The organism is Saccharothrix coeruleofusca (assembly GCF_017876325.1).
Taxonomy (GTDB): domain Bacteria; phylum Actinomycetota; class Actinomycetes; order Mycobacteriales; family Pseudonocardiaceae; genus Actinosynnema; species Actinosynnema coeruleofuscum.
In genome coordinates this window covers 6,262,743-6,289,066 of sequence record NZ_JAGINV010000001.1, presented here as the reverse complement: position 1 = coordinate 6,289,066, position 26,324 = coordinate 6,262,743, and the positions used below count along the sequence as shown (strand labels likewise).

General features: G+C 73.1%; 31 protein-coding genes. 16 read left to right on the top strand and 15 right to left on the bottom strand.

What is annotated here, in order from left to right; translation table 11 throughout:
- Positions 1-156: 156 nt before the first annotated feature.
- A complete protein-coding gene (locus JOF41_RS28685) occupies positions 157-624 on the top strand; it encodes a CGNR zinc finger domain-containing protein (protein WP_229795753.1) in 468 nt (155 codons plus the stop codon).
- Positions 625-684: 60 nt separating this feature from the next.
- Here JOF41_RS28685 and JOF41_RS28680 read toward each other — a convergent pair whose 3' ends face one another.
- Positions 685-1,890: a DUF445 domain-containing protein gene (locus JOF41_RS28680; protein WP_189224292.1), complete on the bottom strand. Its 1,206-nt coding sequence runs from the start codon at positions 1,888-1,890 to the stop codon at positions 685-687.
- 80 nt (positions 1,891-1,970) lie between these two features.
- Here JOF41_RS28680 and JOF41_RS28675 point away from each other — a divergent pair, with 80 nt between their 5' ends.
- Positions 1,971-3,143: a pyridoxal phosphate-dependent aminotransferase gene (locus tag JOF41_RS28675; RefSeq protein ID WP_209623192.1), complete on the top strand. Its 1,173-nt coding sequence runs from the start codon at positions 1,971-1,973 to the stop codon at positions 3,141-3,143.
- Here the strand turns inward: JOF41_RS28675 and JOF41_RS28670 are convergent.
- Positions 3,132-5,099 (bottom strand): NACHT domain-containing protein, encoded by a 1,968-nt coding sequence (locus JOF41_RS28670; RefSeq protein WP_307867555.1) that lies wholly within the window; start codon positions 5,097-5,099, stop codon positions 3,132-3,134. The genes JOF41_RS28675 and JOF41_RS28670 overlap by 12 nt on opposite strands.
- Before the next feature lie 85 nt (positions 5,100-5,184).
- On the opposite strand from JOF41_RS28670, the gene JOF41_RS28665 reads away from it, so the two are divergent.
- Positions 5,185-5,565: a TFIIB-type zinc ribbon-containing protein gene (locus tag JOF41_RS28665; protein ID WP_209623188.1), complete on the top strand. Its 381-nt coding sequence runs from the start codon at positions 5,185-5,187 to the stop codon at positions 5,563-5,565.
- A 20-nt stretch (positions 5,566-5,585) separates the two neighbouring features.
- Here JOF41_RS28665 and JOF41_RS28660 read toward each other — a convergent pair whose 3' ends face one another.
- On the bottom strand, positions 5,586-6,713 hold the full coding sequence (locus JOF41_RS28660; protein ID WP_209623186.1) for a methyltransferase domain-containing protein: 1,128 nt from the start codon (positions 6,711-6,713) through the stop codon (positions 5,586-5,588).
- 111 nt (positions 6,714-6,824) lie between these two features.
- Between JOF41_RS28660 and JOF41_RS28655 the strand changes: the two genes are divergently transcribed.
- The 5 genes from JOF41_RS28655 to JOF41_RS28635 all read left to right on the top strand — a co-directional run bounded on the left by JOF41_RS28655 (position 6,825) and on the right by JOF41_RS28635 (position 9,446).
- Positions 6,825-7,208: a helix-turn-helix domain-containing protein gene (locus JOF41_RS28655; RefSeq protein WP_189223985.1), complete on the top strand. Its 384-nt coding sequence runs from the start codon at positions 6,825-6,827 to the stop codon at positions 7,206-7,208.
- A gap of 5 nt (positions 7,209-7,213) precedes the next feature.
- On the top strand, positions 7,214-7,819 hold the full coding sequence (locus JOF41_RS28650) for a hypothetical protein (protein WP_189223986.1): 606 nt from the start codon (positions 7,214-7,216) through the stop codon (positions 7,817-7,819).
- A gap of 108 nt (positions 7,820-7,927) precedes the next feature.
- A complete protein-coding gene (locus tag JOF41_RS28645) occupies positions 7,928-8,221 on the top strand; it encodes a DUF2516 family protein (RefSeq protein ID WP_189224293.1) in 294 nt (97 codons plus the stop codon).
- Positions 8,222-8,231: 10 nt separating this feature from the next.
- The gene (locus JOF41_RS28640) at positions 8,232-8,891 is read left to right on the top strand and encodes an alpha/beta fold hydrolase (RefSeq protein WP_189223987.1); all 660 of its coding nucleotides are present in this window, start codon (positions 8,232-8,234) and stop codon (positions 8,889-8,891) included.
- 9 nt (positions 8,892-8,900) lie between these two features.
- Entirely contained in the window at positions 8,901-9,446 is a 546-nt protein-coding gene (locus tag JOF41_RS28635) for a type 1 glutamine amidotransferase domain-containing protein (RefSeq protein WP_189223988.1), read from the top strand.
- 54 nt (positions 9,447-9,500) lie between these two features.
- On the opposite strand, the gene JOF41_RS28630 is transcribed toward JOF41_RS28635, so the two are convergent.
- Positions 9,501-10,259 carry a MerR family transcriptional regulator gene (locus tag JOF41_RS28630; protein WP_189223989.1) on the bottom strand — a complete coding sequence of 253 codons (759 nt, stop codon included), beginning with the start codon at positions 10,257-10,259 and terminating at the stop codon, positions 9,501-9,503.
- Between the two features lie 66 nt (positions 10,260-10,325).
- On the opposite strand from JOF41_RS28630, the gene JOF41_RS28625 reads away from it, so the two are divergent.
- Positions 10,326-10,880, top strand: coding sequence for a YbaK/EbsC family protein (locus JOF41_RS28625; protein WP_189223990.1), 555 nt, complete (start codon positions 10,326-10,328; stop codon positions 10,878-10,880).
- A gap of 476 nt (positions 10,881-11,356) precedes the next feature.
- Here the strand turns inward: JOF41_RS28625 and JOF41_RS28620 are convergent, their stop codons facing one another.
- The 8 genes from JOF41_RS28620 to JOF41_RS28585 all read right to left on the bottom strand — a co-directional run bounded on the left by JOF41_RS28620 (position 11,357) and on the right by JOF41_RS28585 (position 17,718).
- On the bottom strand, positions 11,357-12,427 hold the full coding sequence (locus JOF41_RS28620) for an LOG family protein (RefSeq protein WP_209623184.1): 1,071 nt from the start codon (positions 12,425-12,427) through the stop codon (positions 11,357-11,359).
- A gap of 9 nt (positions 12,428-12,436) precedes the next feature.
- A complete protein-coding gene (locus JOF41_RS28615) occupies positions 12,437-13,795 on the bottom strand; it encodes a neutral zinc metallopeptidase (RefSeq protein WP_209623181.1) in 1,359 nt (452 codons plus the stop codon).
- Between the two features lies 1 nt (position 13,796).
- Complete coding sequence (locus JOF41_RS28610; protein ID WP_209623180.1) at positions 13,797-14,714, bottom strand: hypothetical protein; 918 nt, start codon at positions 14,712-14,714, stop codon at positions 13,797-13,799.
- A gap of 103 nt (positions 14,715-14,817) precedes the next feature.
- Entirely contained in the window at positions 14,818-15,693 is an 876-nt protein-coding gene (gene purU / locus JOF41_RS28605) for a formyltetrahydrofolate deformylase (protein WP_189223996.1), read from the bottom strand.
- Between the two features lie 24 nt (positions 15,694-15,717).
- Positions 15,718-16,452 (bottom strand): maleylpyruvate isomerase family mycothiol-dependent enzyme, encoded by a 735-nt coding sequence (locus JOF41_RS28600; RefSeq protein WP_209623178.1) that lies wholly within the window; start codon positions 16,450-16,452, stop codon positions 15,718-15,720.
- Between the two features lie 18 nt (positions 16,453-16,470).
- The gene (locus JOF41_RS28595; protein WP_209623176.1) at positions 16,471-16,644 is read right to left on the bottom strand and encodes a DUF397 domain-containing protein; all 174 of its coding nucleotides are present in this window, start codon (positions 16,642-16,644) and stop codon (positions 16,471-16,473) included.
- 28 nt (positions 16,645-16,672) lie between these two features.
- Complete coding sequence (locus tag JOF41_RS28590; RefSeq protein WP_209623174.1) at positions 16,673-16,846, bottom strand: DUF397 domain-containing protein; 174 nt, start codon at positions 16,844-16,846, stop codon at positions 16,673-16,675.
- A gap of 11 nt (positions 16,847-16,857) precedes the next feature.
- Complete coding sequence (locus JOF41_RS28585; protein WP_189223999.1) at positions 16,858-17,718, bottom strand: helix-turn-helix domain-containing protein; 861 nt, start codon at positions 17,716-17,718, stop codon at positions 16,858-16,860.
- Between the two features lie 111 nt (positions 17,719-17,829).
- On the opposite strand from JOF41_RS28585, the gene JOF41_RS28580 reads away from it, so the two are divergent.
- Entirely contained in the window at positions 17,830-18,102 is a 273-nt protein-coding gene (locus JOF41_RS28580; protein ID WP_209623173.1) for a hypothetical protein, read from the top strand.
- A gap of 108 nt (positions 18,103-18,210) precedes the next feature.
- Here JOF41_RS28580 and JOF41_RS28575 read toward each other — a convergent pair whose 3' ends face one another.
- Together JOF41_RS28575 and JOF41_RS28570 are read right to left on the bottom strand one after the other, a co-directional pair.
- A complete protein-coding gene (locus JOF41_RS28575) occupies positions 18,211-19,008 on the bottom strand; it encodes a class I SAM-dependent methyltransferase (protein WP_209623171.1) in 798 nt (265 codons plus the stop codon).
- Entirely contained in the window at positions 18,987-19,481 is a 495-nt protein-coding gene (locus tag JOF41_RS28570) for a DUF2505 domain-containing protein (RefSeq protein ID WP_189224002.1), read from the bottom strand. Before JOF41_RS28570 ends, JOF41_RS28575 begins: the two co-directional genes overlap by 22 nt.
- Here JOF41_RS28570 and JOF41_RS28565 point away from each other — a divergent pair.
- Both JOF41_RS28565 and JOF41_RS28560 read left to right on the top strand, forming a co-directional pair.
- Positions 19,468-20,598 carry a UDP-N-acetylmuramate dehydrogenase gene (locus tag JOF41_RS28565; protein ID WP_189224003.1) on the top strand — a complete coding sequence of 377 codons (1,131 nt, stop codon included), beginning with the start codon at positions 19,468-19,470 and terminating at the stop codon, positions 20,596-20,598. The two genes, JOF41_RS28570 and JOF41_RS28565, sit on opposite strands and share 14 nt — an antisense overlap.
- Positions 20,599-20,712: 114 nt before the next feature.
- On the top strand, positions 20,713-21,708 hold the full coding sequence (locus JOF41_RS28560) for a chymotrypsin family serine protease (protein ID WP_209623168.1): 996 nt from the start codon (positions 20,713-20,715) through the stop codon (positions 21,706-21,708).
- Here JOF41_RS28560 and JOF41_RS28555 read toward each other — a convergent pair.
- Positions 21,662-22,393 (bottom strand): SDR family NAD(P)-dependent oxidoreductase, encoded by a 732-nt coding sequence (locus tag JOF41_RS28555; protein ID WP_209623166.1) that lies wholly within the window; start codon positions 22,391-22,393, stop codon positions 21,662-21,664. The genes JOF41_RS28560 and JOF41_RS28555 overlap by 47 nt on opposite strands.
- A 79-nt stretch (positions 22,394-22,472) precedes the next feature.
- On the opposite strand from JOF41_RS28555, the gene JOF41_RS28550 reads away from it, so the two are divergent.
- From JOF41_RS28550 to JOF41_RS28535, 4 genes are all read left to right on the top strand, one after another.
- Entirely contained in the window at positions 22,473-23,618 is a 1,146-nt protein-coding gene (locus JOF41_RS28550; protein ID WP_209623164.1) for a L,D-transpeptidase, read from the top strand.
- Positions 23,619-23,697: 79 nt separating this feature from the next.
- Positions 23,698-24,501: an alpha/beta fold hydrolase gene (locus JOF41_RS28545; protein ID WP_209623162.1), complete on the top strand. Its 804-nt coding sequence runs from the start codon at positions 23,698-23,700 to the stop codon at positions 24,499-24,501.
- On the top strand, positions 24,498-25,751 hold the full coding sequence (gene mshA / locus JOF41_RS28540) for a D-inositol-3-phosphate glycosyltransferase (protein WP_209623160.1): 1,254 nt from the start codon (positions 24,498-24,500) through the stop codon (positions 25,749-25,751). Before JOF41_RS28545 ends, mshA begins: the two co-directional genes overlap by 4 nt.
- Positions 25,748-26,248, top strand: coding sequence for a type III secretion system chaperone family protein (locus JOF41_RS28535; protein WP_189224008.1), 501 nt, complete (start codon positions 25,748-25,750; stop codon positions 26,246-26,248). Before mshA ends, JOF41_RS28535 begins: the two co-directional genes overlap by 4 nt.
- Positions 26,249-26,324: the final 76 nt, after the last annotated feature.

The following is a 26,324-nucleotide window of genomic DNA, read 5'->3' as shown; positions in this document are numbered from 1 at the left end:
TATACACACTATGTATACGCAGGTCAGAGCGTATGTGAGGTGAGGTCGCGACACGAGGTCGCGGCGACGCCTACAGTGGTAAGGGTGACTGGTCTGGCGGCCGGCTTGGACCACGCTGCTATGGCGCACGGTCGAGTCAGCGATGCGGAACACGATGTGGAACTGCTGCTCGCCTTCCTCAACACCCGAGATCCGGGACTCGGCACGGACGTGCTGGACAGCGCGGCCTCGTGGCGCGCGTGGGTCGCCGAGCGCGACCTGGGCGAGGCGGGGGACCTCGACGAGGTCCGCGCCGTGCGCGCGGCGCTGCGGCACTCGCTCGGCGAACCCAGGGAGCGGCCCGACCCGCTGCCCGCCACCGGCGTGATCACCGTCGACCTCAGCCACGGGGTGCCGACCCTGGCCAGCGCGGAAGCGGTCGGCGCGGTGCTCGGCGCGGCGGCCAGGCTGGCCGTGCTGGGCTCGTGGGAGCGGTTCAAGCTCTGCCAGGCGGAGGGCTGCGGCTCGGCCTTCTACGACCGCTCCCGCAACCGCTCGCGCACCTGGTGCTCGATGCAGGTCTGCGGCAACCGCGAGAAGGCCCGCAACTGGCGCGAGCGCGCCAGGGCGCTGAGCATCACCTGACCCGCGAACCGAGCGCTCGGAGACCGCGAACCGAGCGCTCGGACACCGCGAGTCGCGCGTTCAGACCAGCAGTTGGCCGATCGAGTAGATGACCAGCCCGGCCAGCGCGCCCACCACCGTGCCGTTGATCCGGATGAACTGCAGGTCCCGCCCGACCTGCAGCTCGATCTTGCGCGAGGTCTCCTCGGCGTCCCAGCGCTCGACGGTGTCCGTGATCAGCGTGGTGATCTCGTCCCGGTAGTTGCTCACCACGTAGCCCGCCGCGCTCTCCAGCCAGCCGTCGACCTTGGCCCGCATCGCCTCGTCGGACACCAGCCGCGCGCCGAAGGACACCAGCCCCTCGCGCACCCGCTTGCGCAGCTCGCTGGACGGGTCCTCGGCCGCGTCCAGCAGCATCCGCTTGGCCGTGCCCCACGCCGAGCCGATCACCCGCTGCACGTCCGGGTGGTCGATCACCTGCTGCTTGACCTGGTCGGCCCGCCGCATGGTGGCCGGGTCGTGCTGCAGGTCCGCGGCGAACTCGATCAGGAAGTGGTCCACCGCCTGCCGCATCGGGTGGTTGACGTCGGTCTTCACCGCCCACGCGAAGTTCAGCAGCTCGCTGTAGACCTTGTCCGCCAGCAGCGAGTCCACGAACTTCGGCGACCACGTCGGCGCGCGGTTGGACACCACGTCCATGACCCGCTGGTGGTTGTCCCGCACCCAGTCGTAGGACCGGTCGCACACCAGGTCCACCAGCTTGTGGTGCGCGCCGTCGACCAGCACCTGGCCCAGCAGCTTGCCCAGCGGCGGCCCCCACGGCCGGTCCACCAGCCGGTGCACCACCGCCTGCTCGACGATCGCCTGCACGTCGTCGTCGCGCAGCACGGTCACCGCGGCCTTGGCCACGTTGGCCACCTCCGAGGTGACCCGCTCGGCGTTGTCCTCCTGGGCCAGCCACCCGCCGAGCCGCCGCGCGATGCCCACCCGGCGCAGCTTGTCCCGCACCACGTCCTCGGCCAGGAAGTTCTGGCCGACGAACGTGCCCAGCGCGTCGCCGAAGCTGTCCTTGCGGGTCGGGATGATCGCGGTGTGCGGGATCGGCAGCCCCAGCGGCCTGCGGAACAGCGCGGTCACCGCGAACCAGTCGGCCAGCGCGCCCACCATGCCCGCCTCCGCGGCGGCGCGCACGTAGCCCACCCAGGCCGGGCCGTCGTCCTCGAACAGCAGGGACACCAGGAACACCACCGTGGCCGCCAGGAAGAACAGCGTGGCCACGATTTTCATCCGGCGCAGGTCGCGCCGCTTGAGCTGGTCAGCCGCCGTCAGTTGCTCCACCCCGCCATTGTCCGTGAAGATTCCCGGTTGTGCGGGTACCAGCGCTTGTCCCCAGATTGCGGCCGTTCACCTCGACGATCTTCGCGGAGATGACCGCGTTGGCCACCCGCACCGGGGCGGTGAACCTGGGCCAGGGCTTCCCGGACACCGACGGCCCGGCCGGGATGCTCCAGGCCGCCAAGGACGCCATCGACGCGGGCGCGAACCAGTACCCGCCCGGCCCCGGCGTGCCCGAGCTGCGGCAGGCCGTCGCCGAGCACCGCACCCGCTACGGCACCCACTACGACCCGGACACCGAGGTCCTGGTCACCGTCGGCGCGACCGAGGCCATCGCGGCCACCCTGCTGGCGCTGGTCGAGCCGGGCGACGAGGTGCTGCTCGTCGAGCCGTACTACGACTCCTACGCGGCGTGCGTGGCCATGGCGGGCGCGACCCGGCGCGCGGTGGGCCTGGTGGAGGACCCGGAGACCGGCAGGCTCGGCCTGGACGTCGCCGCGCTGCGGGCCGCGATCGGCCCGCGCACCAGGGCGCTGCTGCTGAACTCCCCGCACAACCCGACCGGCACCGTGCTCACCCGCGCGGAGCTGGCCGAGGTGGCGCGGCTGTGCGTCGAGCACGACCTGGTCGCGATCACCGACGAGGTCTACGAGCACCTGGTCTTCGACGCCCACGAGCACGTGCCGCTGGCCACCCTGCCCGGCATGGCCGAGCGGACCGTGACGATCTCCAGCGCGGGCAAGACGTTCAACTGCACCGGGTGGAAGATCGGCTGGGTCTGCGGGCCCGCCGAGCTGGTCGCCGCGGTGCGCGCGGCCAAGCAGTTCCTCACCTTCGTGGGCGGCGCGCCGTTCCAGCCCGCCGTGGCGCACGCGCTGCGGCACGAGCTGGCGTGGGTCGAGGGGCTGCGCACCTCGTTGCAGGACAAGCGGTCCCGGCTGGCCGAGGGGCTCACCGAGGCGGGCTTCGCGGTGCGGCCGTGCGAGGGCACCTACTTCATCACCGCCGACGTGCGCCCGCTGGGCTTCACCGACGGCGCGCGGCTGTGCCGGGAGCTGCCCGAGCGGATCGGCGTGGCCGCCGTGCCGGTGCAGGTGTTCACCGACCACCCCGACCGCTGGCGGCACCTGGTCCGGTTCGCGTTCTGCAAGCGGGACGAGGTGCTGGACGAGGCGCTGCGCAGGCTGGCGCGGCTAAGCCTGTGACCGCACCGGTTCCCGCGCGCCCGCCAGCCGGTCCTGGACCAGGGCGTGCCGGAACTGGTAGCAGGCGCCCGCCTGGCGCAGCACGCCGAGCTTGCGGGCGTCGTCCAGGAACACCATCAGCTCCCACGGCAGCTTCCCGCGCAGCGCCAACCAGATCCGCGCCACGGTGAACCACCACCAGCGCAGGTGCAGCACGCTCAGCGCGAAGCCCAGCAGCAGCCCGGAGGCCAGCCCCAGGCCCACCATCCCGCTCTGGTGCGGCCCGAACACCAGCCCCGCCGCCGCGCCGAACACCACGGCCAGCACCAGCGACCCGGTCCAGGTGGCCACCCGGTCCCGCGCCATCGTCCACTTCGGACTCGACGGCTGGGTCAGCTCGGCCGCGCTGCCCAGCGCGAAGCGCAGCGCGGTGGCCACGGCCAGCCCCAGCCCGACGACCAGGCCCGCGGACAGCCCGTAGAGCGCGCCGAACACCAGCCCCGCCGCCGTGCCCAGCACGGCGCTGGTCAGCAGCAGGCTGCGCCACGCGCCCAGCCGGGGCTTGGCGGTGCGCTGGCGGGACGCGGACAGCGCGGCGGCGGCCACCAGCAGGCCCGCGACCAGCCCGGTCAGCGGCGCCAGGTCCGGCGTGCTCGCGTAGGCCATCAGCCAGGCCACCCCGAACCCGCCGATGGAGCCCAGCGCCAGCGCCCCCAGCAGCGCCAGCCACGTGCGGCCCACCGCCCGCCGCAGCTCCCACCAGGCCAGCTCGCGGATGCCGCGCGCGTGCAGGTGGGTGGCCAGGAAGGTCAGCCAGCGGTGCGCCTTGTCGCGCGGCCAGACCTGGCTGGCGCGCACGTCGTGGGCCACCGCGCGGTCGCCGAACGCGCCGGAGACCAGCGCGTCCACCAGGTGGTGCTCGACGGCCCTGCGGTCCGGGAAGCGGTTGCGGTCCAGCAGCTCGCTGGGCTCGCCGGAGCCGTAGACGACGCCTGCCAGCCACACCGCCAGCGGCGTGGACAGCGCCTCGGCCAGCCGCCCGTCCGGCTCGGCGCGCAGGTGCAGGAAGATCGGCTCCCAGCGGGCGGCGTGCAGCGGGTCGGTGGAGGCGCGCAGGTAGCCCGCGATCTCCTCGTGGTCCAGCGGGTGCAGCTGCACCACGTCGGCCCCGGCCACCGGACCGGCCGCGGCCACCGCGTCGGCGAACTCCGCCACCCGGCTGGTCAGCACCAGCGGCGTGGCGGGCGGGAACGCCCGGTTCAGCCGCGCCAGCGCGTCCGCGCGCTTGGCCGCCGGGAGCTGGTCCAGCCCGTCGAGCACCGGGAACACCAGCCGCTGCTCCACCAGCAGGTCGGCCGCGTAGCTGCCGTACAGCTCGGTGTTGCGCAGGGCCGGGTGGTCCTCGTAGAGCCGCCGGGTCATCCAGGTCCGCACGTCCTCGGCGTCGGGGTCCCAGGTGGACAGCGGCAGCAGCACCGGCACCGGGCCGTCGCCCCGCCGCTCCAGCAGCCCGATGGTCAGCAGCAGGGCCGTGGTGCTCTTGCCCGCCCCGGCCTCGCCCAGCACGACCAGGCGTCCGCGCGGCTGCCGCTCGAACGCCTCGACCACCGCGTCGCTGCGTCCCGGCGGCGCGGCGGGCTGGTCGCCCAGCGGCGGCTCCGGTGCGCTCCAGTGCAGGTCCAGCAGCTCGCCCCGGCGCAGCCCCCTGGCGGTGAACTCCTCGGTCCACTGGCCGCGCAGCGCCGTGGCGAGCGCGGCGCGCGCGGCGGCCAGGTTGGCGTCGGTGGCCAGGCCCGCGGCCTTGCGGCGGTGCAGCCAGGGGTCCAGGGCGGCGAGGAAGAGCACGAACCCCAGGGCCAGCACGATCAGCCAGAGGTCGGGGTCGATGCCGTAGTCGGTGGCGAACAGGCCGGCCGCCGCGAGGAGGGCGGCCAGCACGCACCCCGCGAGCACGGCGCGCTGGCGAAAACTGGACACCCCGGCATCATGGCTCACCGGTCACCGCCGGTGTCGACGCGGCTACCCCTGTGTCGCGCCCCGCGCCGTGCGTACCCTCGATCGCGTGATCTGCCCGAAGTGCCAGGACCTGATGCGCACGCTCACCCGTGGAGCGGTCCACATCGAGCAGTGCGACAACTGCCACGGCGTGTTCCTCGACGGCGGCGAGCTGGAACAGATCATCGCCGCCGAGCGGGAGCACTACGCCCAGCCGCCCGCCGCGCCAGCCCCGACGGCCACCCTGCCCGTCGACGCCCCGCCACCAGGCGCCCCGCCCGCTGGTGCCCCGCCCGCGTACCAGCCACCGCCGCCGTACCAGCCGCCGCCGGGCACGCCTCCCCCCGGAGTGCCCGCCCCGTCGCCGTACGGGGGCGGTCACCCCGGCTACCCCGGCCACTACGGGCACCCGCGCAGGCGCAGCTTCCTGGAAGAGCTGTTCGACTGACGCCGCGCGGGTGGAGCGGGTCAGAGCGGCCAGCGGTGCGGTGAGTCCGGGGCGTCGAGCCAGAACCACTGCGCGTCGGGCGTGACGGTGATGCCGAAGCGCTGCCTGCGGGGCCGGTCCAGGGCGCGCCACCGGCGGTACCCCTCCTCGGCCAGGTCCCACAGCCGCCGGGGACCGCCCTGCTCGACCACGCCGTGCCGGTGGCGCGCCCACGACCCGTCCGGGTGCGCCAGGCGCACCGGGTCGAACCCCACCACCACGTCCCCCAGCACCAGCCCGGCGAAGAACTCGAACCCGCTGGACGCCTCCACCACCGACCGCGCCGACAGCTCCGTGGTCCGCGAGTCCTCCGGCGGCGCGGTGCGGGCGTGCTCCAGGGCGGCGCGGGACCAGGTCGGGGCGTGCGCCCGCAGCGGCATGAACCGCCCGTCCTCCCGCAGCACCCGCCCGACCCCGCCGCCCGCCCCGTCCGACTCGACCCGGACCAGCCCGGCCCCCAGCGCCCGGTTGAGCGTGGTGACGACCAGCCCGCCGGGCCGGGTCTGGGCCAGCCAGGCCGTCGGCACGCGGGACACCGCGCAGGTCCCCAGCACCCGGTCGTAGGGGGCCCGCTCGGGGCAGCCCCGCTCGCCGTCGCCCAGCACGCAGGCGGGCCGGTACCCGGCGAGCGCGAGGTGGCGGGCGGCCCGCGCGAGCACGCCGGGGTCCACGTCGACCGTGGTGACCCGCTCCTGCCCGAGGAAGTGGCACAGCAGGGCGGCGTTGTAGCCGGTGCCCGCCCCGATCTCCAGGACGCGGTGGCCCTCGTCCAGCTCCAGCGCCTCCAGCATGATCGCCATGATCGTCGGCATGCTCGACGAGCTGGTGGGCACGCCGACCGCGCCGCCGCGCCGGGCCCGCTCCCAGGCCGAGTCGTCACCGTCGAGCTGGGTCACGCACACCTGGTTGCGGTACACCGCCGTCAGCCAGTCGGGTGAGTCCGGGGTCATCGCGGACCAGGTGCCGTCGTGCCGCTGGACGAAGAAGCCCGGCAGGAACACGTCGCGCGGGACCTCGCGGAACGCCCGCACCCAGCGGGGATCGCGCAGCACCCCGGCGTCCACCAGGGAGTCGACCAGCCGTGCGCGCAGCTCCGTCGCCAAGTCCACGCCCCCACCGTAACGCCGGTGTGGTCGAGCACACGCCGAGGTTGCAAGCACTCCGCTTGCAGCTGCTAGCACCTCGCCGTACCGTGGAAGTCGGACCGAGGAGGTGCGCGAGTGGACAAGCCGCTGGACAAGGCCGTCGCGGACCTCGGCCGCGACATCGGCGAGTACATCCGCCAGCAGCGCAGCACCGCCAAGATCTCGCTGCGCCAGCTGGCCAAGCTCGCGGGCGTGTCCAACCCCTACCTCAGCCAGATCGAGCGGGGCCTGCGCAAACCCAGCGCGGAGATCCTCCAGCAGATCGCCAAGGGGCTGCGGATCTCGGCCGAGGCGCTCTACGTCCAAGCGGGCTTCCTGGAGCAGCGCGAGGGCGGCGCGCTGGCCGACGCCATCGCCACCGCACCCGACCTGACCGAGCGGCAGAAGCAGGTGCTGCTCGACGTCTACGAGTCGTTCCGGCGGGAGAACACCGCCACCCAACCCAAGCCCGAGGAGTGAGCTCCATGCCGAACCTGCCCACCACCGAAGAGCTGCGCAAGGCGGGCGAGCAGGTGGCCGCCGCCGCCCGCACCCCGCTGCTGGCCGCGCTGGGCGCGGGCGACCTGGCCGCCAAGGCCGTCATCGACGCGCTGGCCAAGGCCAAGGAGCGCGCCGAGGCCGCCCGCACCGCGGGCCGCGACCTGCCGACCGAGCTGAAGGACCTCAAGGAGAAGTTCGACCCGGCCGAGCTGCGCAAGATCGTCGACGCCTACACCCAGTCGGCGCTCAACCTCTACCAGTACCTGGCCCAGCACGGCGAGCAGGCGCTGGAGAAGATCAAGACCCAGCCGCAGGTCCAGGAGGCGCTGCGGCAGGTCGACACCGCGACCGACGAGGTCCGCGACGCCGCCGACGACGTGCTCGGCAAGGTCACCCGCCGCACCCGCGAGGTCGGCGAGAAGGTGGCCGACCAGGTCGACGACGCCACCGAGAAGCTGGCCGTCAAGGTCGAGGAGGTCGGCGGCGACGTGGCGCAGGAAGTGCGCACCACCACCCGCAAGGCCGCTCCCCGCAAGACGACGGGCACCGCCCGCGCCACGGCCAAGAAGGCCACCGACACCGCCGAGTGAGCCCACCGGAACGGGGCGTCCCACCAGGGACGCCCCGTTTCGGGTGTACCCCGCGCGCCCGGCGCACGTAGTCTGGAACCCGTGTTGCTCTTGCCCCCACCGCTCAGCCTGGAGTACCTCGACTTCTGGGTCCTCTTCTTCGTGCACTACGCCGGGCTGTTCACCGGCGTGTTCGCGTTCGCGCACGCGCTGTCGCAGCGGGCGGACGCGTACACGGCGGCGGAGCGCCTGACCAAACCCGCGTGGCTGGGCATCACCGGCGGCGGCACGTTCGCCCTGCTGCTGTTCCACCTCTACGGCGCGGGCGGCATGTTCTGGCTGGCCGGGCTGGTCGCGGTCACCGTCTACATCGTCGACGTCCGGCCAAGGCTGATCGAGGTCCAGCGCGGCCCCAGGTGGTGACCGCGAGGTGGTGACCTGGCACCGCCACGGCACCGGCTCGCCGGTCACCCTGGTGGGCCACGGCCTCGGCGCGACCCCCGGCGAGGCCCGCCTGCCCACCTCCGGCGTGCCGGGGACCAGGGTCGTGGTCACCCTGCCGGGGCACGGCGACGAACCCGACCCCGAACCGGACTACTGGACCTACCCCCGCATCGCCGCCGACCTGCGCGCCGCCGCCGCCGGGACGGGGGCCACCCGCGCCGTCGGCGTCTCGCTGACCTCCGGCGCGCTGCTGTCCCTGCTGGCCGACCAGCCGGACGCCTTCGAGCGCGTCGTGCTCCTCCTGCCCGCCGTGCTGGACACCCCGCGCCCCGCGCTGCCGCGCGAGGAGGCCATCACCGCCGTCGGCGGGCCACCCGAGTACCAGGCCCAGCGCCGCGCCGCGTTCGCCCGCCTCGACCACGCCCTCGCCCGGCTCCCCGGCCAGACCGCGGTGCCCGACCGCGCGCTCCTGGCCCGCGTGCGCGCCCCCGTGCTCGTGATCGGCGCGACCGAGGACCCGCTGCACCCGGAGGAGGTCGCCAAGGAGGTCGCGGCGGCGTTCCCGCGCGGGCGGCTGGAGCTGGTGCCCTCCTGGCTGGCGCACCGCGCGCCGGTCCGGCGGTGGTTGACCGACTTCCTGGCCGGGTAGCCGACCGGCATGGCCGAACAGAAGAAGATCGCGTTCCTGGTCGACACGGAGGGCATCGAGCAGGTCGAGCTGACCGACCCCTGGCAGCAGGTGGAGAAGGCGGGCGGCCTGCCCCGGCTCATCGCGCCGCAGCTCGGAGAGGTGCGGGGCTTCCACCACCTGACCCCGGCGGACACCTTCGAGGTGGACCTGGCCTACGCCGACGCCGACCCCGCCGACTACGACGGCGTCGTGATCCCCGGCGGCGTGGCCAACGCGGATTTCCTGCGGATGAACGCCGACGCCGTGCGGTTCGTGCAGGAGGTCACCCGCTCGGGCAAGCCGGTGGCGGCGATCTGCCACGGCCCGTGGCTGCTGGTCGAGGCGGACGTGATCCGGGGCAAGGCGCTGACCTCGTTCCAGAGCCTGGCCACCGACATCCGCAACGCGGGCGGCCAGTGGGCCGACGAGGAAGTCCGGGTCTGCCCGGCCAACGGCTACACGCTGGTCACCAGCCGCACGCCCGACGACCTGCCCGCGTTCAACCGCGAGGCGTTGACGGCCTTCGGCCTGTGACAGCCGGCCCGTGCCACCCGGCTGCGGGGATCTGCAGCTCCCCGCAGCCGAGTGTCACAGCCGAACCCGCGCGTACGCCGCGATGGCGTCGCGCGCGTACTCGGCGACCCCCTCGGCGTGGGCGTCGAGCTGGGCCCTGAACTCGGGCTCGTCGACGTAGAGCCTGCCCAGGCCGGTGTAGGACTCCCGGTCGGGCGTCCAGCTGCGGCAGATCCACCGGTAGTGCCGGTCGGTCAGCTCCAGCGCCCTCGGCGCGTCCACCGCGACGCCCGCGCCGGACAGCTCCGCGTAAGCCCTGGTGATGTCCTCCCACTCGGCCAGGTACGCGCTCGCGTCCGCCTTGGTCCAGCCGCGCATCCGGCGCCTGCCCTCGTCGATGTGCTGCCGCGCGCCCTCGCCGAAGCGCTCGACCAGCTGGGCCTCGTACCGGGCCTGCCGGTCGGCGTCGATGCCGTCGAACAGCTCCGCCATGTCCACTTCCGCACCTCCTTCCACTTCCTCGATGGTCCGGGCGACGGTGCTCGCCAGCCGGGCCAGCCGCTCCTGTTCGGCGCGCAGCCACGCGTGGTGGGCGCGCAGCACGTCCACCACGCGGTGCCGCCCGTCCAGGACCTCGGCCACGGCGTCGAGGCCGAGGCCCAGGTCGCGCAGCAGCAGGATCTGCTGCAACCTGAGCAGCTGCTCGCGCTCGTAGTAGCGGTAGCCGTTGCTGCCGACGTGGGCGGGCGTGAGCAGGCCGATCGCGTCGTAGTGCCGCAGCGTCCGCGACGTCACCTTGGACATCCGCGCCACCTCGGTGATCGACCAGGCCATCCCGCCTCCTCCGCCTGTTCGACGGTAGAGCTTGACGCTGCGTCAACGTCAAGGCGAGCCGGCAGGATGGGTGTCGTGTGGAGCATCGCTGGATCGCTGACGCCCGTCCCCGCGCTGGACCGGTTGGACCTGGTGGCCGAGCCGGTGGCCGCCGCGCTGCGCGCCCTCGACCCGGCCGACGCGGCCCGGCTCGCGGTCACCGGGATCGACCCCTCGCTGGCCGACACGGCGGAGTTCTGCGCCCACTACGGCTCGCCGCTGTCGGCGTCGGCCAACTGCGTGGTCGTCGCGGGCAAGCGGGGTGACGCGGTGCGCTACGCGGCGTGCGTGGTGCTGGCCACCACGCGGGCCGACGTCAACGGCGTGGTGCGGCGCAGGCTGGACGCGCGCAAGGCGTCGTTCGCGCCGATGGACGACGCGGTGACGCTGACCGGCATGGAGTACGGCGGCATCACCCCCGTCGGCCTGCCCGCCGAGTGGCCGGTGCTGCTGTCGCCCGAGGTGGCGGCCGCGCCGGAGCTGGTCATCGGCTCGGGCGTGCGGGGCAGCAAGATCCTCATCCCCGGCGAGGTGCTGGCCAAGCTCCCCGGCGCCGAGGTCGTCGAAGCCCTCGCCCGCTGACCCGCGAGTCGAACGCTCAGGTACCGCGAGTCGAACGCTCAGGTGCCCTGAGTTCGACGTTCGTGTCGGGTTATCCAGCACAAAGGTGCGCTCGCCGCGCGGCAGGTCGCCCAGGACGGCGGGTCGCGCCGCCCCCGCTGCGCGCGCTTCGCGCGCGCCTGGTGCGTCGGCAAGTACTACCCGACGGGGTTGGGAAGGCCGGTACCTACTACCCGACGTGGGCGGGTCGGTGGTGCGTCGGCAAGTACTACCGGAGGCCGCCGCGAGCGCCGGTACCTACTACCCGAGGTGCGGCGGAAGGGCGTGTCAGGGGGCGAAAGTGCGGGTCGGGTGCGCGAATGTTGAGTTCGGGGTGTCTGAGCGTTCGACTCGCGGGGGCGGCATGCCCGACACGCCCATAGGTGGGTGACGCCGGGGGCGGGCGTGGCTGTCCTGAGCGTTGAACTCGGGGGTTCTGAGCGTTCGACTCGCGGGCGTCAGAGGGTGCTGGCGTAGTCGGTGAGGAAGGCGACGGCTTCGGCCACGTCGTCGGTGACCAGGACCCACCGCTCGGCCTCGCGCCCGCGCGCCAGCTGCTGCACCAGCGGCGCGGCGGGGATCTCGTCGACCCAGAACTCCTTGCCCAGGAACACCATCGGCGCGGCGGGGCCCACCGAGCCGTAGTGGTTCTGGGTGTAGTCCTGGAAGACCTCCTGCACGGTCCCGGCGCTGCCCGGCGTGTAGATGATGCCGCCGGTGGCCACGGTCAGCAGGCCCTCCTCGCGCACGGAGTTGGCGAAGTACTTGGCGTGCAGCTCGCACGCCGGGGTGGGCGGCTCGTGGCCGTAGAACCAGGTCGGGATGCCGATGGTGCGCGGCCGGTCGAACTCGGGCAGCGGCGGGCAGGCGGCGATCCAGCGGCCGATGGACTCGGCGTCGTGGCCGAACCCCGGCACGCGCGCCAGGTCGCGCAGCACGGACTCGTCCACGCCCGCCCGCACGCCCAGCGGCACGGCCTCCATCGCGCCCGGTCCGCCGCCGGTCAGCACGGTGAACCCGGCTTCGCCCAGCGCCGCGCCCAGCGCCACCGCGCGCCGGTAGCCGGGGGTGTCCCGGCCCAGGGCGTGCCCGCCCATCACCGCCACCGGCGACCCGGTGAGCGCGTCGCCCAGCGCCTCGGTGATGGCGTGGTCGTGCAGCCGCTCGGCCAGCGCGTGCAGCGGGTCCGGGTGGTGGCCCTGCTGCTTGCTGTGCCGGTAGGCGCGGGCGTCCAGGGTGTCGCCGTAGGACTCCGGCCGGGCCGGGTCGAAGCCGTCGAACAGCTCGGCCGGGGTGTACAGCCGCGACCGGTACACCTCGTAGGGCAGGTCGGGGATGGCGGGGAAGACCAGCGCGCCTGCCGCTTCCGCGCGCCGCCGGGTCAGCGGGCTGAGCGCGCAGCCGAGGAACAGCGCGCCGTCCAGCGGCACGCGCAGGTCGACACCGCTGAGGTCCAGTCCGACGAGCACCGCGCCGCGCAGGTCGCCCGCTTCGCGGGCCTGGTCGACGTCGAGGATCTGGGTGCGCACCGGCGCAGCCTACGTGGGCCGGAACCGGGTGGCGCAGGTGTCGGCGGAACCGGTGAGGAACCCCTCGCGGAACGCCTCCACCCTGGCGAAACCGGACGGGATGGTCTGCCCGCGCACGTCGCCCGCGATGAGGCTGTTCCGGCTGAGCAGCTCGACCACGGCCTCGTCCAGGTCACCCGGCGACAGCTCCAGCGCCGCGCCCTTGCCGCGCACGATCGTCGAGGCCCACAGGCCGGTCAGGCACGCGGTGCGCTGGCCCGCCACCAGACCTTCGACGGGCAGCCCGGCGGCGTCCTGCACGGCCAGCGCGTACCGGGACGCCACCGCGCCGAACGCGGCGAAGTCGCCGATCCGGCTCACCCCGACCAGGGCCCTGAGGTCCACGCCCACCGCGCCCTGGCAGTACGCGGCGGGCGAGGTGCCCCGGCAGGAGGCGTCGAAGCGCACCGGCACGTCCGGGAACGCGGCGGCCAGGCTGTCGCGCAGGTCGGCCAGCGCCTGCTGGTCGTCGACCTTGATGTTGCCCCGGCCGAAGCCCTGGTCCTTGTCGGCCTCGCCGAACGCCTGCTGCGTGCTGCGCCGCTGGATCTCCGCGAAGTCGATCTCCGCGCACCGCCCCGGCTCCTCGGCGAAGCCGAACTGGAACGCGGTCACCCGGTCGAACGCGGTGCCGTGCGCGCCGGCGGAGTCGAAGGTGGTGCCCGCCGAGTCCCGGATGGCGAACAGGGTGGCCAGGATCTGGTTCAGCCCCGGCCCGGTGGACAGCTGGAACCGCTGGGACTTCCCCTCGGCGACCCAGCGGAAGTAGTTGCCGGTGTAGCAGTCGGCCTGCTGCTCCTTGACGATGGTCGGGGTCTGCCCGTCCACGCCCAGCCGGAACTGCACCGCGTGGCCGATCTCGTGCGCCAGCACGGCGACCACGGAGATGTCGTCCAGCGACGGCAGCAGCTCGCCGCGGTCCCAGGCCACCAGGTCCTGCTCGCCGGAGCAGTAGAAGGCGTTGACCAGGCCCGCCGTGTCGGTGCCGCACAGCCGCTGGTTCGGGCCGCGCGAGTCGTAGGACACCAGCCTGCCGACCGGGGCGAAGTCCTCGTCGAAGACCTCGGGGAAGCGCTTGCCCCAGTACTGCTCGACGTCGGCGACGGCGGCGGTGGCGAGCTGGTCGATCCGGCCGCCGTCGGAGTTCTGGGCCTGCCGGTCCGGTGCGGGCGCGCCGGGCTTGAGGCCGCTGTCGCCGGTGGTGATGGCCAGGCCCGCCACCTTGGTGGGGTCCAGCCGGGGGGAGTCGACGGCCGTGCCGGGCACGCTCTGCGGAGCGCACCCGGCCAGCGCCGCGGCGGCGACCGCCGCCACAACCGCGGTCTTCACGTCAGCCCGCGAAGCGGACGGACTTCGGGCCGTTGGGGAAGCCCAGGGCGGTCAGGTCGCGGGCGTCGTCGTCGACGACCACCGAGGTGCCCTTGCAGCCGGGCTCGGCCCACAGCTTCACCGGGCCGGACGGGACGGCGGACAGGAACGTGCCGCGGATGTCCTTGCAGCCGGGGCCGGTGATGCCGGTGGCGAAGTTGTTGCCGCTGAAGTCGTCGAAGTCCTTGCCGGTGAACAGGGTCACCTGGTCGCCGAGCTCGGCGTCGTCGGCGGGCGGCGCGCTGCTCGGGGCCGTGGCCGGGGTGCTGGGCTTGGCCGCGTCACCGGCCTTCTGGCCGTCCGGGCGCACGCCGAACCACGTGCCGCCCACGCCCTGGCCGTTGGTGTCGCCGGGCTTGGCGTCCTTGTTGAACCGGTAGACCGGCCACCCCTTGACGGTGAGCTGGAGCTGGCCGTCGTCACGGGTGACCGCGCCGATGTCGGCCTTCTTGATGCCGCTGAAGAACACCTTGCCGCCCTTGGCGATGGTCACCGGCGGCCAGGTCTTGGCGCAGTCGCCGTTGCAGGTGGACTTCGAGGGGTTGGCCGTGTCCTTGTCGAAGCGGTACAGCGTGAATCCCGCGCCATTCACCACGACGGGATTCAGCTCGCCCGCTTGGGCGGCCCGCAGCTGCACCCACTTGTTCTTCACTTCCCGGGGTGCGGAATCCGGCGCGAGATCGCCCGCCTGCTCGTCGGCCTTGTTCGACCTGGCTGTGCCCGACAGCAGCGACACGTCCCCGGAGCTGCCGGTTTCCTGCTGCTGCGAGGGCGATGACGACGGCGACGGCTGGGCCGAGCCAGTGGTGCCGCAGGCGGACAACGCGAGCGCACCGGCGGCCAGGAGAGCAGCGAGGGGCGCGACATGCTTGCGCAGCATGGGATTTACTCCGTGGGGTTGTTTGCCGATCGTGAGGACACCGGGAGCACGAGCGCGGTCCCGGATCGGTTCGAACTTTTTTCCAGCGGAGTGAAATCGCAGGTCAGAAGATGACGGTCTGGTTTCCGTGCACCAGCACCCGGTCCTCCAGGTGCCAGCGCAGCCCGCGCGCCAGCACAACCTTCTCGATGTCGCGGCCCTTGCGCACCATGTCGGCCACCGAGTCGGCGTGGTCGACCCGGATCACGTCCTGCTCCACGATCGGCCCGGCGTCCAGGTCGGCGGTGACGTAGTGGCAGGTCGCGCCGACCAGCTTCACGCCCCGGCGGCGGGCCTGGTGGTAGGGCCGCGCGCCGACGAACGAGGGCAGGAAGCTGTGGTGGATGTTCAGCGCCCGGCCCGCCCACTCCTGGCACAGCTCCGGCGGCAGGATCTGCATGAACTTGGCCAGCACCACGGCGTGCGGCTGGTGCTCGGCGACCAGCTCGCGCACCCGCGCGAACGCGGCCTGCTTGGCCGCCGGGTCGTCGGCCGGGAACGGCACGTGGTGGAACGGGATGCCGTGCGCCCTGGTGATGCCCGCCAGGTCGGCGTGGTTGCCGACCACGGCGGACACGTCCACGTCCAGCTCCCGCGAGGTCACCCGGCCGAGCAGGTCGTACAGGCAGTGCGCCTCCTTGGACACCAGGATGACCACGCGCCTGCGCTCGCCGGTGTCGGTGACCCGCCAGTTGGCCTGGCCGCCCAGCTCCTCGACCACCTCGGCGAACCGCGCGCGCAGCTCGTCGGCGTCGAACGGCAGCGAGTCCGCGCGCACCTCCTGGCGGGTGAAGAACCAGTTGGTGTCCGGGTCGGTGTGGTAGGCCGCTTCGACGATCCAGCCGCCGTGCTCGGCCAGGAAGGACGAGATCCTGGCCACGATGCCGGTGCGGTCGGGGCAGCCGAAGGTGATCACGTAGCGGCGTTCAGGCTGGGGCACCCAGGCAGTATCCCCCGGTGCCCGCTACGCGCGCGGCAGGGACTCGAACAGCGACCGGTCGCCGGTGACGACGGCCCCGCTGGGCCTGCCCCACACCGCCCGGTAGACCGCGTCGGCGGTGCCCGCGACCGTGACGTCCTCGGCGGTGCCGGAGTCCACCACCGGGCCGACGCGCGGGGCCTCGCCCGGCGCCAGCTCCACCTGCCAGGTCCGCTGGGCGTCGGCGGCGTGGAACAGCAGGCGGCCCCCGCGCTCGACGGGCTTGCGCTCGGCGGCGCGCACGAGCATCCGCGTCAGGTACTCGTCCACCCCGTCGGCGGCGAAGGCGGTGTCGAACAGCAGCGTGGGCACCTCGGGTCCGCGCAGCGCGTGCTCGGCGTCCAAGCGGTGGATGGCGGTCTCGTGCGCCAGCCTGCGTGCCCAGAAACCAGCGTTGTTCGGGCCGGTGAACGTCCAGGAGGGCTTGAGCGGGCTCTCGGTGGCGAGGGTGTCCTCCAGCTCCTGGAACGTGAACTGCCACCACTTGAGCAGCTCGTCCCAGTCGCGGGGGCGTTCCTCGGGCTTGGGCCGCTCCGCGTCCGGGGCGGTCCGCACGGCCTTGAGCGCCCAGGCGTGCGTGCCCGCGAGGTGGTGGCACAGGTCGAGCACCGTCCACTCCGGGCAGGTGGGCACCCGCGCCTCGGGGCCCGCCGAGCGCGCGGCGGTGAGCAGGGCGTCGTACTGGGTCCGGAGCTGTCGCACGAAGTCCGCGTGTTCCACGGAAAGCAGCCTAGGGACTCAGCGCTGCGCGCGGAGGAAATCCGTCCAGGCGGAGCGGGGGAAGTCCAGGGTGGGGGTGGGGTTCTTGGAGTCGCGGACGCCGACGCGGGTGGTGGTGACCGCGCATTCGACGCACTCACCCTGGTTCTGACTGCGGCTGGATTTGCGCCAGGTCGTTCCTGTTGACGTCATGGTGTCCTCCGCTGCTTCAGTCGGGTGGTCAGCGCTGTGCGCGGAGGAAATCCGTCCAGGTGGAGCGGGGGAAGTCCAGGGTGGGGGTGGGGTTCTTGGAGTCGCGGACGCCGACGCGGGTGGTGGTGACTGCGCATTCGACGCAAGCGCCCTGGTTCTGGCTGCGGCTGGATTTGCGCCAGGTCATCGGGGTGGGCGTCATGGTGTCCTCCGCTACTTCAGTTGGGCGATCAGCTTCCTGATGAACTCGGCCGAGCGGTGTTCGTCCAGTGCCTTGGTCTGAAGTTCTTTCGCGATCATCATATAGGTGGACGCCAGTTCCGGGGCCTCCACGTCGTAGCGAGCGCCGACCACGGGCGGGTGTTCCAAGTAGACGCCGGGGTTGTAGTCGGCGAACTCCAGCACGATGAAGTTGTTGGCGGCCATGCCCGAGTGCGCGCCGACCTCGGTCAGGATCACCTGCACGCCTACGTTGGGCAGCTCGCCCATGATCAGCAGGTGTTCCAGTTGCGCGCGTCGCACCGCGGGGCTGCCGATCGGGCGGCGCAGGGCGGTCTCCTCGACCACTGCGGTCAGGGCCAGCGGCTCGTCCTCGTGCAGTCGCCGCTGCCTGGCCAGCCGCAGGTCGACGACCTTCTGGCGGTCCCTCATGCGCACGGTGTTGCTGGCTTCGGTCACGGCCTCGGCGTACTCGGGGGTCTGCAGCAGGCCGGGGATGACCTGCTGCTCGTAGTTGAACTCGCGAATGGCCTCGCCCTCGGACCCGAGGAAGAACGCGAACCAGTCCTCCACGACCTCGGCGTACGGCTCCCACCAGCTCGGCAGCGCGGAGTCCTTCGCCATGCCGACCAGGCGCTCGACTTCCTCCGGTGGCGCGCCGTAGAACAGCAGGAGGTCGCGCACGTCGCGGAAGTGGAGCCGGTAGAAGCCGATCTCCATCTGGCTGATCTTCCCGCGTGAACAGCCCAGCTCCTCGGCCGCCTCGTGGGCCGAGCGCTTGGCCAGGTAGCGGTGCCTCTTCAATTCCGTGCCGATTCTCTTGCGCAGGGCGATGGGGTCCGGCTTGGTCGCCAAGGTGTCGCCTCCAGATCGGGGATGCGGCGAGTCTGCCGTTCCTAGCCGACGGATGACATCACCCGATCGTTTAATTCCCTGGGATAGCAGCTAGCCGATACGTTGCCGTCCATGGATGAGAACACGCGGTATTGGACCCTGGACGGCGCGGAGCGCGCGGTGATCGGTGAACTGGCCGCGCCAAGGCTGTTCGCGGTGTGCGAGTTGGAGCGCGACGACATGGGCGAATTGCTCAGCGGCACGGTGCAGGCGTGGGGAATGGAATTCCCCGACCGCGTCCTGTGGGCGAGTCCGAGCGGGACCGAACAGGGCGTTTCCGAGTCGGTCGACGCGGCGGTGCGCCGCTGGTCGGCCACCGCTGAAGTGGGTCTCGTCTGGCCGTGACCGCAGGACATGCGTAAGGCCAGGGTCCCGGTCTGCCCCAGGTGCACCTGGCCTTGCGACTCGCTCGGCACCCGCGGTGCCGAACTTCGACACCAGGGTAGGGGATGGTCAGGGGGCCACGGAGTCCCACGGGACGGTGACCTCGCCCAGGCGCCAGCGCTTGCGGTCGTCCAGGACGGGCCAGCGGGCCGACAGCAGGCGCACGGCCTCCACCCACCGGGCTCGCGGGCCGAAGGGGGCGAACGGGGCGGCGGTGGCCCAGCAGGCGTCCAACTCGGACAGCAGCGCGTGCACCCGCTCGCCCGGCACGTTGCGGTGGATCAGCGCCTTGGGCAGCCGCTCGGCCAGGTCGCCGGGGGTGTCCAGGTCGGCGGGCAGGCACGACAGGGTGAAGGTCCGCGGCCCCTCGGCGGTCAGCGACACCCACGAGCACCGGCGGCCGATCTCGTCGCAGGTGCCCTCGACCAGCACCCCGCCGGGCGCGAGCCTGCCGAGCATGGTCGTCCACGCCTCCAGGGCCTGCTCCTCGGTGTACTGCCGCAGCACGTTGAACGCCCGCAGCAGCACCGGCCTGGCCCCGGCCAGCTCGAACCCGCCGCGCCGGAACTCCAGCCACGGCGGGTCGGCCACGGCCTTGCCCGCCTCGACGCGCTCGGTGTCCAGCTCCAGCCCGAGCACCCGGACCTCCGGGCACACCGCGCGCAGCCGCGCGGCCATCTCCACCGTGGTCACCGGCGACGACCCGTAGCCCAGGTCGACCACGAGGGGGGAGCCGCGCAGCAGGTCGCGGTGCGCGGAGACCACCCACCGGTCCACTCGGCGCAGCCGGTTGGGGTTGGTGGTGCCCCGTGTGGGCAGGCCGAGCGCGCGGGCCCGGCCCGCCGCTAGGCGTGGCGCGCGAGCCATGCGGAGGTGAACTCGTTCTCGCGGTCGAGCAGCTTCACCACCTGCTCGGCGATCATCGCCTCGATCTTCCCGCCGACCAGCGGGATGCTCACCTTGATCTGGCCGGTCAGCGTCAGCGCGCAGCCCTCGCCCCGGTCGGCGACGGTCAGGGTGCCGTCGAGCCTGCCGGGCACGCCGTCGATGGTCACCTCGGCGGTGCCGGTGCGGCCCGCCTCGGTCCACGCCTCGGCCCGGTGGATGACCAGGTCGCCGCCGAGCACGCCGCGCGCCATCGACGGCAGCTGCTCGGCGGACAGGCCCTGCCGCAGCTGGTAGGACGTGGTCCCGCCCGCCGAGGTGTACGCCTCCAGGGCGGCGTCCTTGCCGCCCAGGACCTCCAGGCGCTCGCGCAGGTAGTCCTCGTCGACCAGCGCGGCGAAGACGTCCCGCGCGGGCCAACTCGACGTGGTCAGGTGCTCGATGCGGCGTGCCATGTCGCGGAGGCTACCGTTGACGCCCGTGACCACCCCGCTGTCCAGTGCCCAGGTGCGCGCCCGCGTGCCGCTCGCCGAGCGCACCACGCTACGGCTCGGTGGCCCGGCGGCGCGGTTCCTGCGCGCCACCTCGGCCGCCGAGCTGGTCGACGCCGTCCGCGAGGTGGACGCCGCCGGTGAACCCCTGCTGCTGCTGGGCGGCGGGTCCAACCTGGTCGTGTCCGACGCGGGCTTCCCCGGCACCGTCGTGCAGGTCGGCACGCTGGGCCGGAGCGCGGAGCCGCTGGGCGACGGCCTGGTGCAGCTGACCGTCGAGGCGGGCGAGGACTGGGACTCGGTGGTGGCCGAGGCGGTGGCGCAGGGCCTGGGCGGCCTGGAGTGCCTGTCCGGCATCCCCGGCCTGGTCGGCGCGACGCCGGTGCAGAACGTCGGCGCGTACGGCGTGGAGATCTCGCAGGTGCTGACCTCTGTGGACCTGCTGGACCGGCGCACCGGCCGGGTCCGCCAGATGCCCGCCGAGGAGCTGGGCCTGGCCTACCGGACCAGCGTGCTCAAGGGCACCGACCGGGCGGTGGTGCTGCGCGCCCGGTTCGCGCTGACCTCCGGCGGCCAGTCCGCGCCGATCCGCTACGCCGAGCTGGCCCGCGTGCTGGGCGTGGCGCAGGGCGCGCGGGTGCCCGCCGACGCCGCCCGCGAGGCCGTGCTGGAGCTGCGCCGGGGCAAGGGCATGGTGCTGGACGCGGCCGACCATGACACCTGGAGCGCGGGCTCGTTCTTCACCAACCCGATGCTGGACGAGTCGACGCTGGCGGGCGTGCTGATCCGCATCGCCGAGCGGCTGGGCAGGCACGTGGACGTGCCGACCTACCCGGCCGGGCCGGGGTACCGCAAGCTGTCGGCGGCGTGGCTGATCGAGCGGGCGGGCTTCGGCCGCGGCCACCGGGGGCCGGGCGGGCGGGTGTCGCTGTCCACCAAGCACACCCTGGCGCTGACCAACCGGGGCGGGGCGTCCACGGAGGACCTGCTGGACCTGGCCCGCGAGGTGCGCGACGGCGTGCGCGGGGCGTTCGGCGTCGAGCTGCACCCGGAACCGGTGCTGGTGGGCTGCGAGCTGTAGCGAACCTACCGCCGGGTCGTTACCCGCAATCCGAACGGCCGTTCGGGTGACTCGGTGTGACGAATCCTCACTCCGCGCGTTTCATGGAGTTGAGGGATTCCCGCGGAGGTCGTCATGGCCCATCCCGACCACGAGAGAGCATCGATCAGACCGGTCAAGCAGCTGGTCGAGGACGACTTCCTGAGCAGGCCGGGAGTCGTCGGAGTCGACATCGGGGAGAAGGTCGCGGGCGGTGAGCCCACCGGCAGGCTCGCCATCGTCGTCTACGTGACCGAGAAGCGCGGCGCGGGCCGGTTCGGCGTGCCGCCGGACGTGCTGGGCGTGCCCACCGACGTGGTGGAGGACGTCTTCGTGCCGCACCACACGCTGGCCTCGCCGGGCGGCGTGTCCGGCGCGGAGCGGCACGACCCGGTGGTGGGCGGCATCGGCGTCGGGCCCAGCCGGGCCATCCGGTTCGTGCCGCCGGACGTGCCCACCGCCGACGACTACCTGGTCGCGGGCACCCTGGGCGCGCTGGTCCGGCCGCGCGGCAACTGCCAGGTCATGGCGCTGACCGCGTTCCACGTGGCCTGTGTGGACGACGCGTGGGCGGTCGGCGACCCGATGGTGCACCCGTCCAGGGTGGACGGCGGGCACCCGGTGCGCGACCGGGTGGGCTCGCTGGCCCGCGCGGCGCTGTCCAGCCGGGTGGACGCCGCCGCGCTGCTGCTGCACACCCGGCACGTGCGGCCCGAGGTGGTCGACCTGGGCCCGGTGACCGGGCACGCCGAGGCGCGGGTGGGCGCCAGGGTGCGCAAGCGCGGGCGCACCACCGGGCTCACCGAGGGCGTGGTGGCCTCCACGGACGCGGCGATCACGCTCGACTTCGGCGTGGGCATCGGCGTGCGCACGCTGCACGACCAGATCCGGGTGGAGACCGCGCGCTTCGGCGACCACGGCGACTCCGGCGCGGTGCTGCTCGACGACGCCAACCGCGTGGTCGGCCTCTACTGCGCGGGTTCGGCCTCGCGGGTGTTCGCCAATCCCATCGGGCCGGTGCTCGACCAGCTCGACGTGGACGTGCTCACCCCCGGTGCACCCGACTCGCAGACGCTTGGGCGCGGGGCTTGAGCACGATCTGGTCCAGGTTCACGTGGGAGGGGCGGGTCACCGCGAAGGCGATCACGTCCGCGACGTCGTCGGCGGTCAGCGGCGTCACGCCCTGGTAGACCGCGGCGGCGCGCTCGGCGTCGCCGTCGAACCGGTTGACCGAGAAGTCGGTCTCCACCATGCCGGGCAGCACCTCGGTGATCCGCACCGGCTGCCCCAGCAGCTCGCCGCGCAGGGTGCGGTGCAGCGCGGACTGCGCGTGCTTGGCGGAGGTGTAGCCGGAGCCGTTGTCGTAGGCCTCGAACGCGGCGATCGAGGTGACCGTGACCACGTGCCCGTCACCGGAGGCGATCAGCGCGGGCAGCAGGGCCTTGGTGACCCGCAGCGTGCCCAGCACGTTGGTCTCCCACATCCACCGCCACTGCTCCTCGTCGGCCTCCAGCACGGGGTCCAGGCCGCGCGCGCCGCCCGCGTTGTTGACCAGCACGCGGGCGCCGTCGATCGCGGCGACGAATTCCGTCACGGACCGCGCGTCGGTGACGTCCAACTCGATCGCGGTTGCGTCGATCTCGGCGGCGATAGCCTTGATTCGGTCCAGGCGTCGTGCGCCGAGCACGACGTGGAAACCCTCGGCGGCGAGCCTGCGGGCGGTGGCTTCACCGATTCCCGCGCTGGCCCCGGTGACGACTGCGGTGGGACGGTTCACGCCGCGATCCTAGGCGTGTGACAGGGCTCACCCGCACCGGTCGTCGTTCAGCACGTCTCTTGGTCGGGAGGTCGACAACGTGCGCAGGAAATTGGTGGTTCTGCTGCTCGGCGGTGCGCTGCTGGCGGGGTGCTCGGCGAACGGCGAAGCGGGCAGCCCCGCGCCGGTCGGCGGGGACGCCCCGCCCGCGGCGAAGGTCACCACCGCGCCGGCGGACGGCGCGAAGGACGTTCCGGTCAACGTGCCGGTCCAGGTCACCGTGACCGACGGCACCATCGACCAGGTCAGCCTGACCAACTCGGAGGGCAAGGCCGTCGCGGGCGCGGTCGCCGAGGACAAGAAGTCGTGGTCGAGCACCGAACCGCTGGGCTTCGGCAAGAGCTACACCTACTCCGGCCGCGCCACCGGCGCCGACGGCAAGCCCGTCGAGCTGACCGGCGCGTTCACCACGGTGACCCCGGCCAGCCAGGTGCGCGCGACGCTGTTCCCCGACGACAACCAGACCGTCGGCGTCGCCATGCCGATCATGATCAAGTTCGAGGCCGACGTGGCCGACCGGGCCGCGGCGGAGAAGGCGCTCAGCGTCACCAACTCGGCCAACGTGCAGGGCAGGTGGGCCTGGCTGAACTCGCGCGAGGTGCACTACCGGCCGGAGACCTACTGGCCCGCCAACACCCAGGTGCGCGTGGAGGCCAAGCTCTACGGCGTCCACTACGGCAACGGCGCGTACGGCCGTGCCGACGTCACCAGCGACTTCACCATCGGCCGCAACCAGGTCGTGAAGATCCACACGCCGTCGCACCAGCTCGTGGTGCAGCGCGACGGGGCGACCGTGGCCACCTACCCGGCCAGCTTCGGCAAGGACGACGACTCGGAGCTGACCACGCCGAACGGCACGTTCGTGGTGATGCAGAAGAACGAGCAGTTCAGCTTCGACAACCCCCGCTACGGCTACACCAACGTGCTGAAGAAGTGGGCCGTGCGGTTCTCCAACCACGGCGAGTTCATCCACGAGAACAACGACAACGCGGCCAACATCGGCCGGAACAACACCTCCCACGGCTGCGCCAACCTGCTGGAGGCCGACGCCAAGGCGTACTACGACAGCGCGCTGGTGGGCGACCCGGTCGAGGTGACCGGCTCGATCACCACGCTGCCGCCGCAGTACGACTGGTACGACTGGCAGATCCCGTGGTCCCAGTGGCAGACCATGTCCGCCCTCTGACCCGACCAACGGCAAGGGGTTGACGGGATCACCTGCCCATAAGGGAAGCGTTGGTGCCCTCGGCGCGTTGAGGTAGGTCGTGCAGACATCTCTCCTCACCGCCGAGGGCGTGCGGCTGTCGCTCCGCGAGTCCGGCGGCGACGGTCCCGCCGTGGTCCTGGTCCACGGGTGGGCCCAGTCCGGGGAGGTGTGGACCCACCAGCTCGCCGTCCCGCCGTTCCGCGCCACCGCGCCGGACCTGCGCGGCCACGGCGACTCCGAGGTCACCGAGGACGGCTACCGCGACCCGGCCGCGTGGGCGGCGGACCTCAAGGCCGTGCTCGACCGCGTCGGCGGACCCGCCGTGCTGGTCGGCTGGTCCTACGGCGGCCTGGTGGTCACCGACTACCTGCGCGTGCACGGCACCGCCGCGGTCGCCGGGCTGGTGCTGGTCGGCGCGATCACCGAGATCGGCCGCGACCGGCCGGGCGGGGCGACCGGGCCGCTGATGCGGCGGGCGCTGCCCGACGCGCTGTCGGAGGACCCGGCGGTGGCCGTGCCCGCGCTGACCCGCTTCATCACCGACCAGGCCCCCGGCCTGGACGGAGCCGTCGCGCAGCGGATGATCGGCGCCGCGCTGCGGGTGCCGCCCTGGGTGCGCCGCGAGCTGTTCCGCCGCGACGTGGGCAGCGCCGACGTCCTGCGGTCGGTGGACCGGCCGACCCTGGTGCTGCACGGAACCGCCGACCAGGTGGTCGACCCCGCCGCGGGCGAGTACGCCGCGGCCCTGATCCCCGGAGCGCGGTCGCACCGCTACCCGGACGTCGGGCACGCGCCGTTCCTGGAGCGCCCCGAGCGGTTCACGGCCGACCTGGCCGCGTTCGCGCGCGAGGTCGCCCGGTGAAGCGCGTGGCGGTGCTCTCGGTGCACACCTCGCCGCTGGAGCAGCCCGGCACCGGCGACGCGGGCGGCATGAACGTCTACATCGTGCAGACCGCGACCCGGATGGCCCGCCGCGGCGTCGAGGTCGAGATCTTCACCAGGGCCACCTCCTCCGAGCTGCCGCCGGTCGCCGAGCTGGCGCCGGGGGTGAAGGTGCGGCACGTGGTCGCCGGGCCGTTCGAGGGCCTGGGCAAGGAGGAGCTGCCCGGCCAGCTGTGCGCGTTCACCGCGGGCGTGCTGCGCGCCGAGGCCCGCCACGACCCCGGCCACTACGACGTGGTGCACTCGCACTACTGGCTGTCCGGTCAGGTCGGCTGGCTGGCGCGGGAGCGCTGGGGGGTGCCGCTGGTGCACACCGCGCACACCCTGGCCAAGGTCAAGAACCTGGCGCTGGCCGAGTGCGACACCCCCGAGCCGAGGATGCGCGTCATCGGCGAGGAGCAGGTGGTCGCCGAGGCCGACCGGCTGGTGGCCAACACCGACGTGGAGGCGGGCGAGCTGATCAAGCTCTACGCCGCCGACCCGGACAAGGTGCTGGTGGTGCCGCCGGGCGTGGACCTGGAGCGGTTCACCCCCGGCGACCGCGCCGCCGCCCGCGCCGCGCTGGGGCTGCGGCCGGACGCGGCGGTGCTCGTGTTCGTGGGTCGCATCCAGCCGCTGAAAGCGCCGGACGTGCTGGTCAAGGCCGCCGCCGAGCTGCTGGTGCGCGATCCGGGGCTGCGCTCCCGGCTGGTCGTGCTGATCGTGGGCGGGCCGTCCGGGTCCGGCATGGAGACCCCGCGCAAGCTGGTGGAGCTGGCCGCGCAGCTGGGCGTGTCCGACGTGGTGCGGTTCCTGCCGCCGCAGGGCGGCGACGCGCTGGCGCGCGTCTACCGGGCCGCCGACGTGGTGGCCGTGCCCAGCCACAACGAGTCGTTCGGCCTGGTCGCCCTGGAAGCACAGGCGTGCGGCACGCCGGTGGCCGCCGCGGCGGTCGGCGGCCTGCCGATGGCGGTGCGCGACGGCGTGTCCGGCGTGCTGGTCGACGGCCACGACCCGGCCGCGTGGGCGCGCGCGCTGGGCGAGGTGGCGCTGCGCCCCGCCTACCGGGAGGAGTTGGCGAGCAACGCGGTCGGACATGCGCGAAGGTTCTCCTGGGACCGCACGACCGACGCGCTGCTGGCCGGGTACGAGCAGGCGCGGCAGAAGTTCCGCGAGGAGGTTTTCGCTTGAGCTCGGACCTGGACGCCGACCTGGACACCGTCATCCGCTCGACCCTGGACGACCGGGAGCTGGCCTACGAGAGCAAGGAGCCGGGCAAGTTCTTCGTGACCCTGCCGGGCACCAAGAAGCTGCAGACCAACTGCTGGGTGGTGGTCGGCAGGCACGCCGTGGTGGTCGAGGCGTTCGTCTGCCGCAGGCCCGACGAGGCGCACGAGGAGGTCTACCGCTTCCTGCTGCGCCGCAACGCCAAGCTCTACGGCGTGCACTACACGATCGACACGCAGGGCGACATCTACCTGGTCGGCCGCGTCGCCCCGCACGCGGTGACGCCGGAGGAGCTGGACCGGGTGCTGGGCCAGGTCGTCGAGGCCGCCGACGGCGACTTCAACACCCTGCTGGAGATCGGCTTCGCCAACGCCATCCGGCGCGAGTGGGACTGGCGGGTCTCGCGCGGCGAGTCGCTGGCCAACCTGAAGGCGTTCCAGCACCTGGTGTCCGAGTCCTGATCGTGATCGCGGCCGGGCAACTGGCCCGCCCGCCCCTCCCGTCCTAGCCGTGACGCGACCACGGGAGGGGGAGGCG

Excerpts from the sequence above, each read along its gene's own strand:
- JOF41_RS28680 (WP_189224292.1), bottom strand. The coding sequence starts at position 1,890 with ATGAAAATCGTGGCCACGCTGTTCTTCCTGGCGGCCACGGTGGTGTTC.
- JOF41_RS28650 (WP_189223986.1), top strand. The coding sequence starts at position 7,214 with ATGCCGAACCTGCCCACCACCGAAGAGCTGCGCAAGGCGGGCGAGCAG.
- JOF41_RS28635 (WP_189223988.1), top strand. The coding sequence starts at position 8,901 with ATGGCCGAACAGAAGAAGATCGCGTTCCTGGTCGACACGGAGGGCATC.
- JOF41_RS28630 (WP_189223989.1), bottom strand. The coding sequence starts at position 10,259 with ATGGCCTGGTCGATCACCGAGGTGGCGCGGATGTCCAAGGTGACGTCG.
- JOF41_RS28625 (WP_189223990.1), top strand. The coding sequence starts at position 10,326 with ATGGGTGTCGTGTGGAGCATCGCTGGATCGCTGACGCCCGTCCCCGCG.
- JOF41_RS28610 (WP_209623180.1), bottom strand. The coding sequence starts at position 14,714 with ATGCTGCGCAAGCATGTCGCGCCCCTCGCTGCTCTCCTGGCCGCCGGT.
- JOF41_RS28595 (WP_209623176.1), bottom strand. The coding sequence starts at position 16,644 with ATGACGTCAACAGGAACGACCTGGCGCAAATCCAGCCGCAGTCAGAAC.
- JOF41_RS28590 (WP_209623174.1), bottom strand. The coding sequence starts at position 16,846 with ATGACGCCCACCCCGATGACCTGGCGCAAATCCAGCCGCAGCCAGAAC.
- JOF41_RS28580 (WP_209623173.1), top strand. The coding sequence starts at position 17,830 with ATGGATGAGAACACGCGGTATTGGACCCTGGACGGCGCGGAGCGCGCG.
- JOF41_RS28575 (WP_209623171.1), bottom strand. The coding sequence starts at position 19,008 with ATGGCTCGCGCGCCACGCCTAGCGGCGGGCCGGGCCCGCGCGCTCGGC.
- JOF41_RS28565 (WP_189224003.1), top strand. The coding sequence starts at position 19,468 with ATGCGGCGTGCCATGTCGCGGAGGCTACCGTTGACGCCCGTGACCACC.
- JOF41_RS28570 (WP_189224002.1), bottom strand. The coding sequence starts at position 19,481 with ATGGCACGCCGCATCGAGCACCTGACCACGTCGAGTTGGCCCGCGCGG.
- JOF41_RS28560 (WP_209623168.1), top strand. The coding sequence starts at position 20,713 with ATGGCCCATCCCGACCACGAGAGAGCATCGATCAGACCGGTCAAGCAG.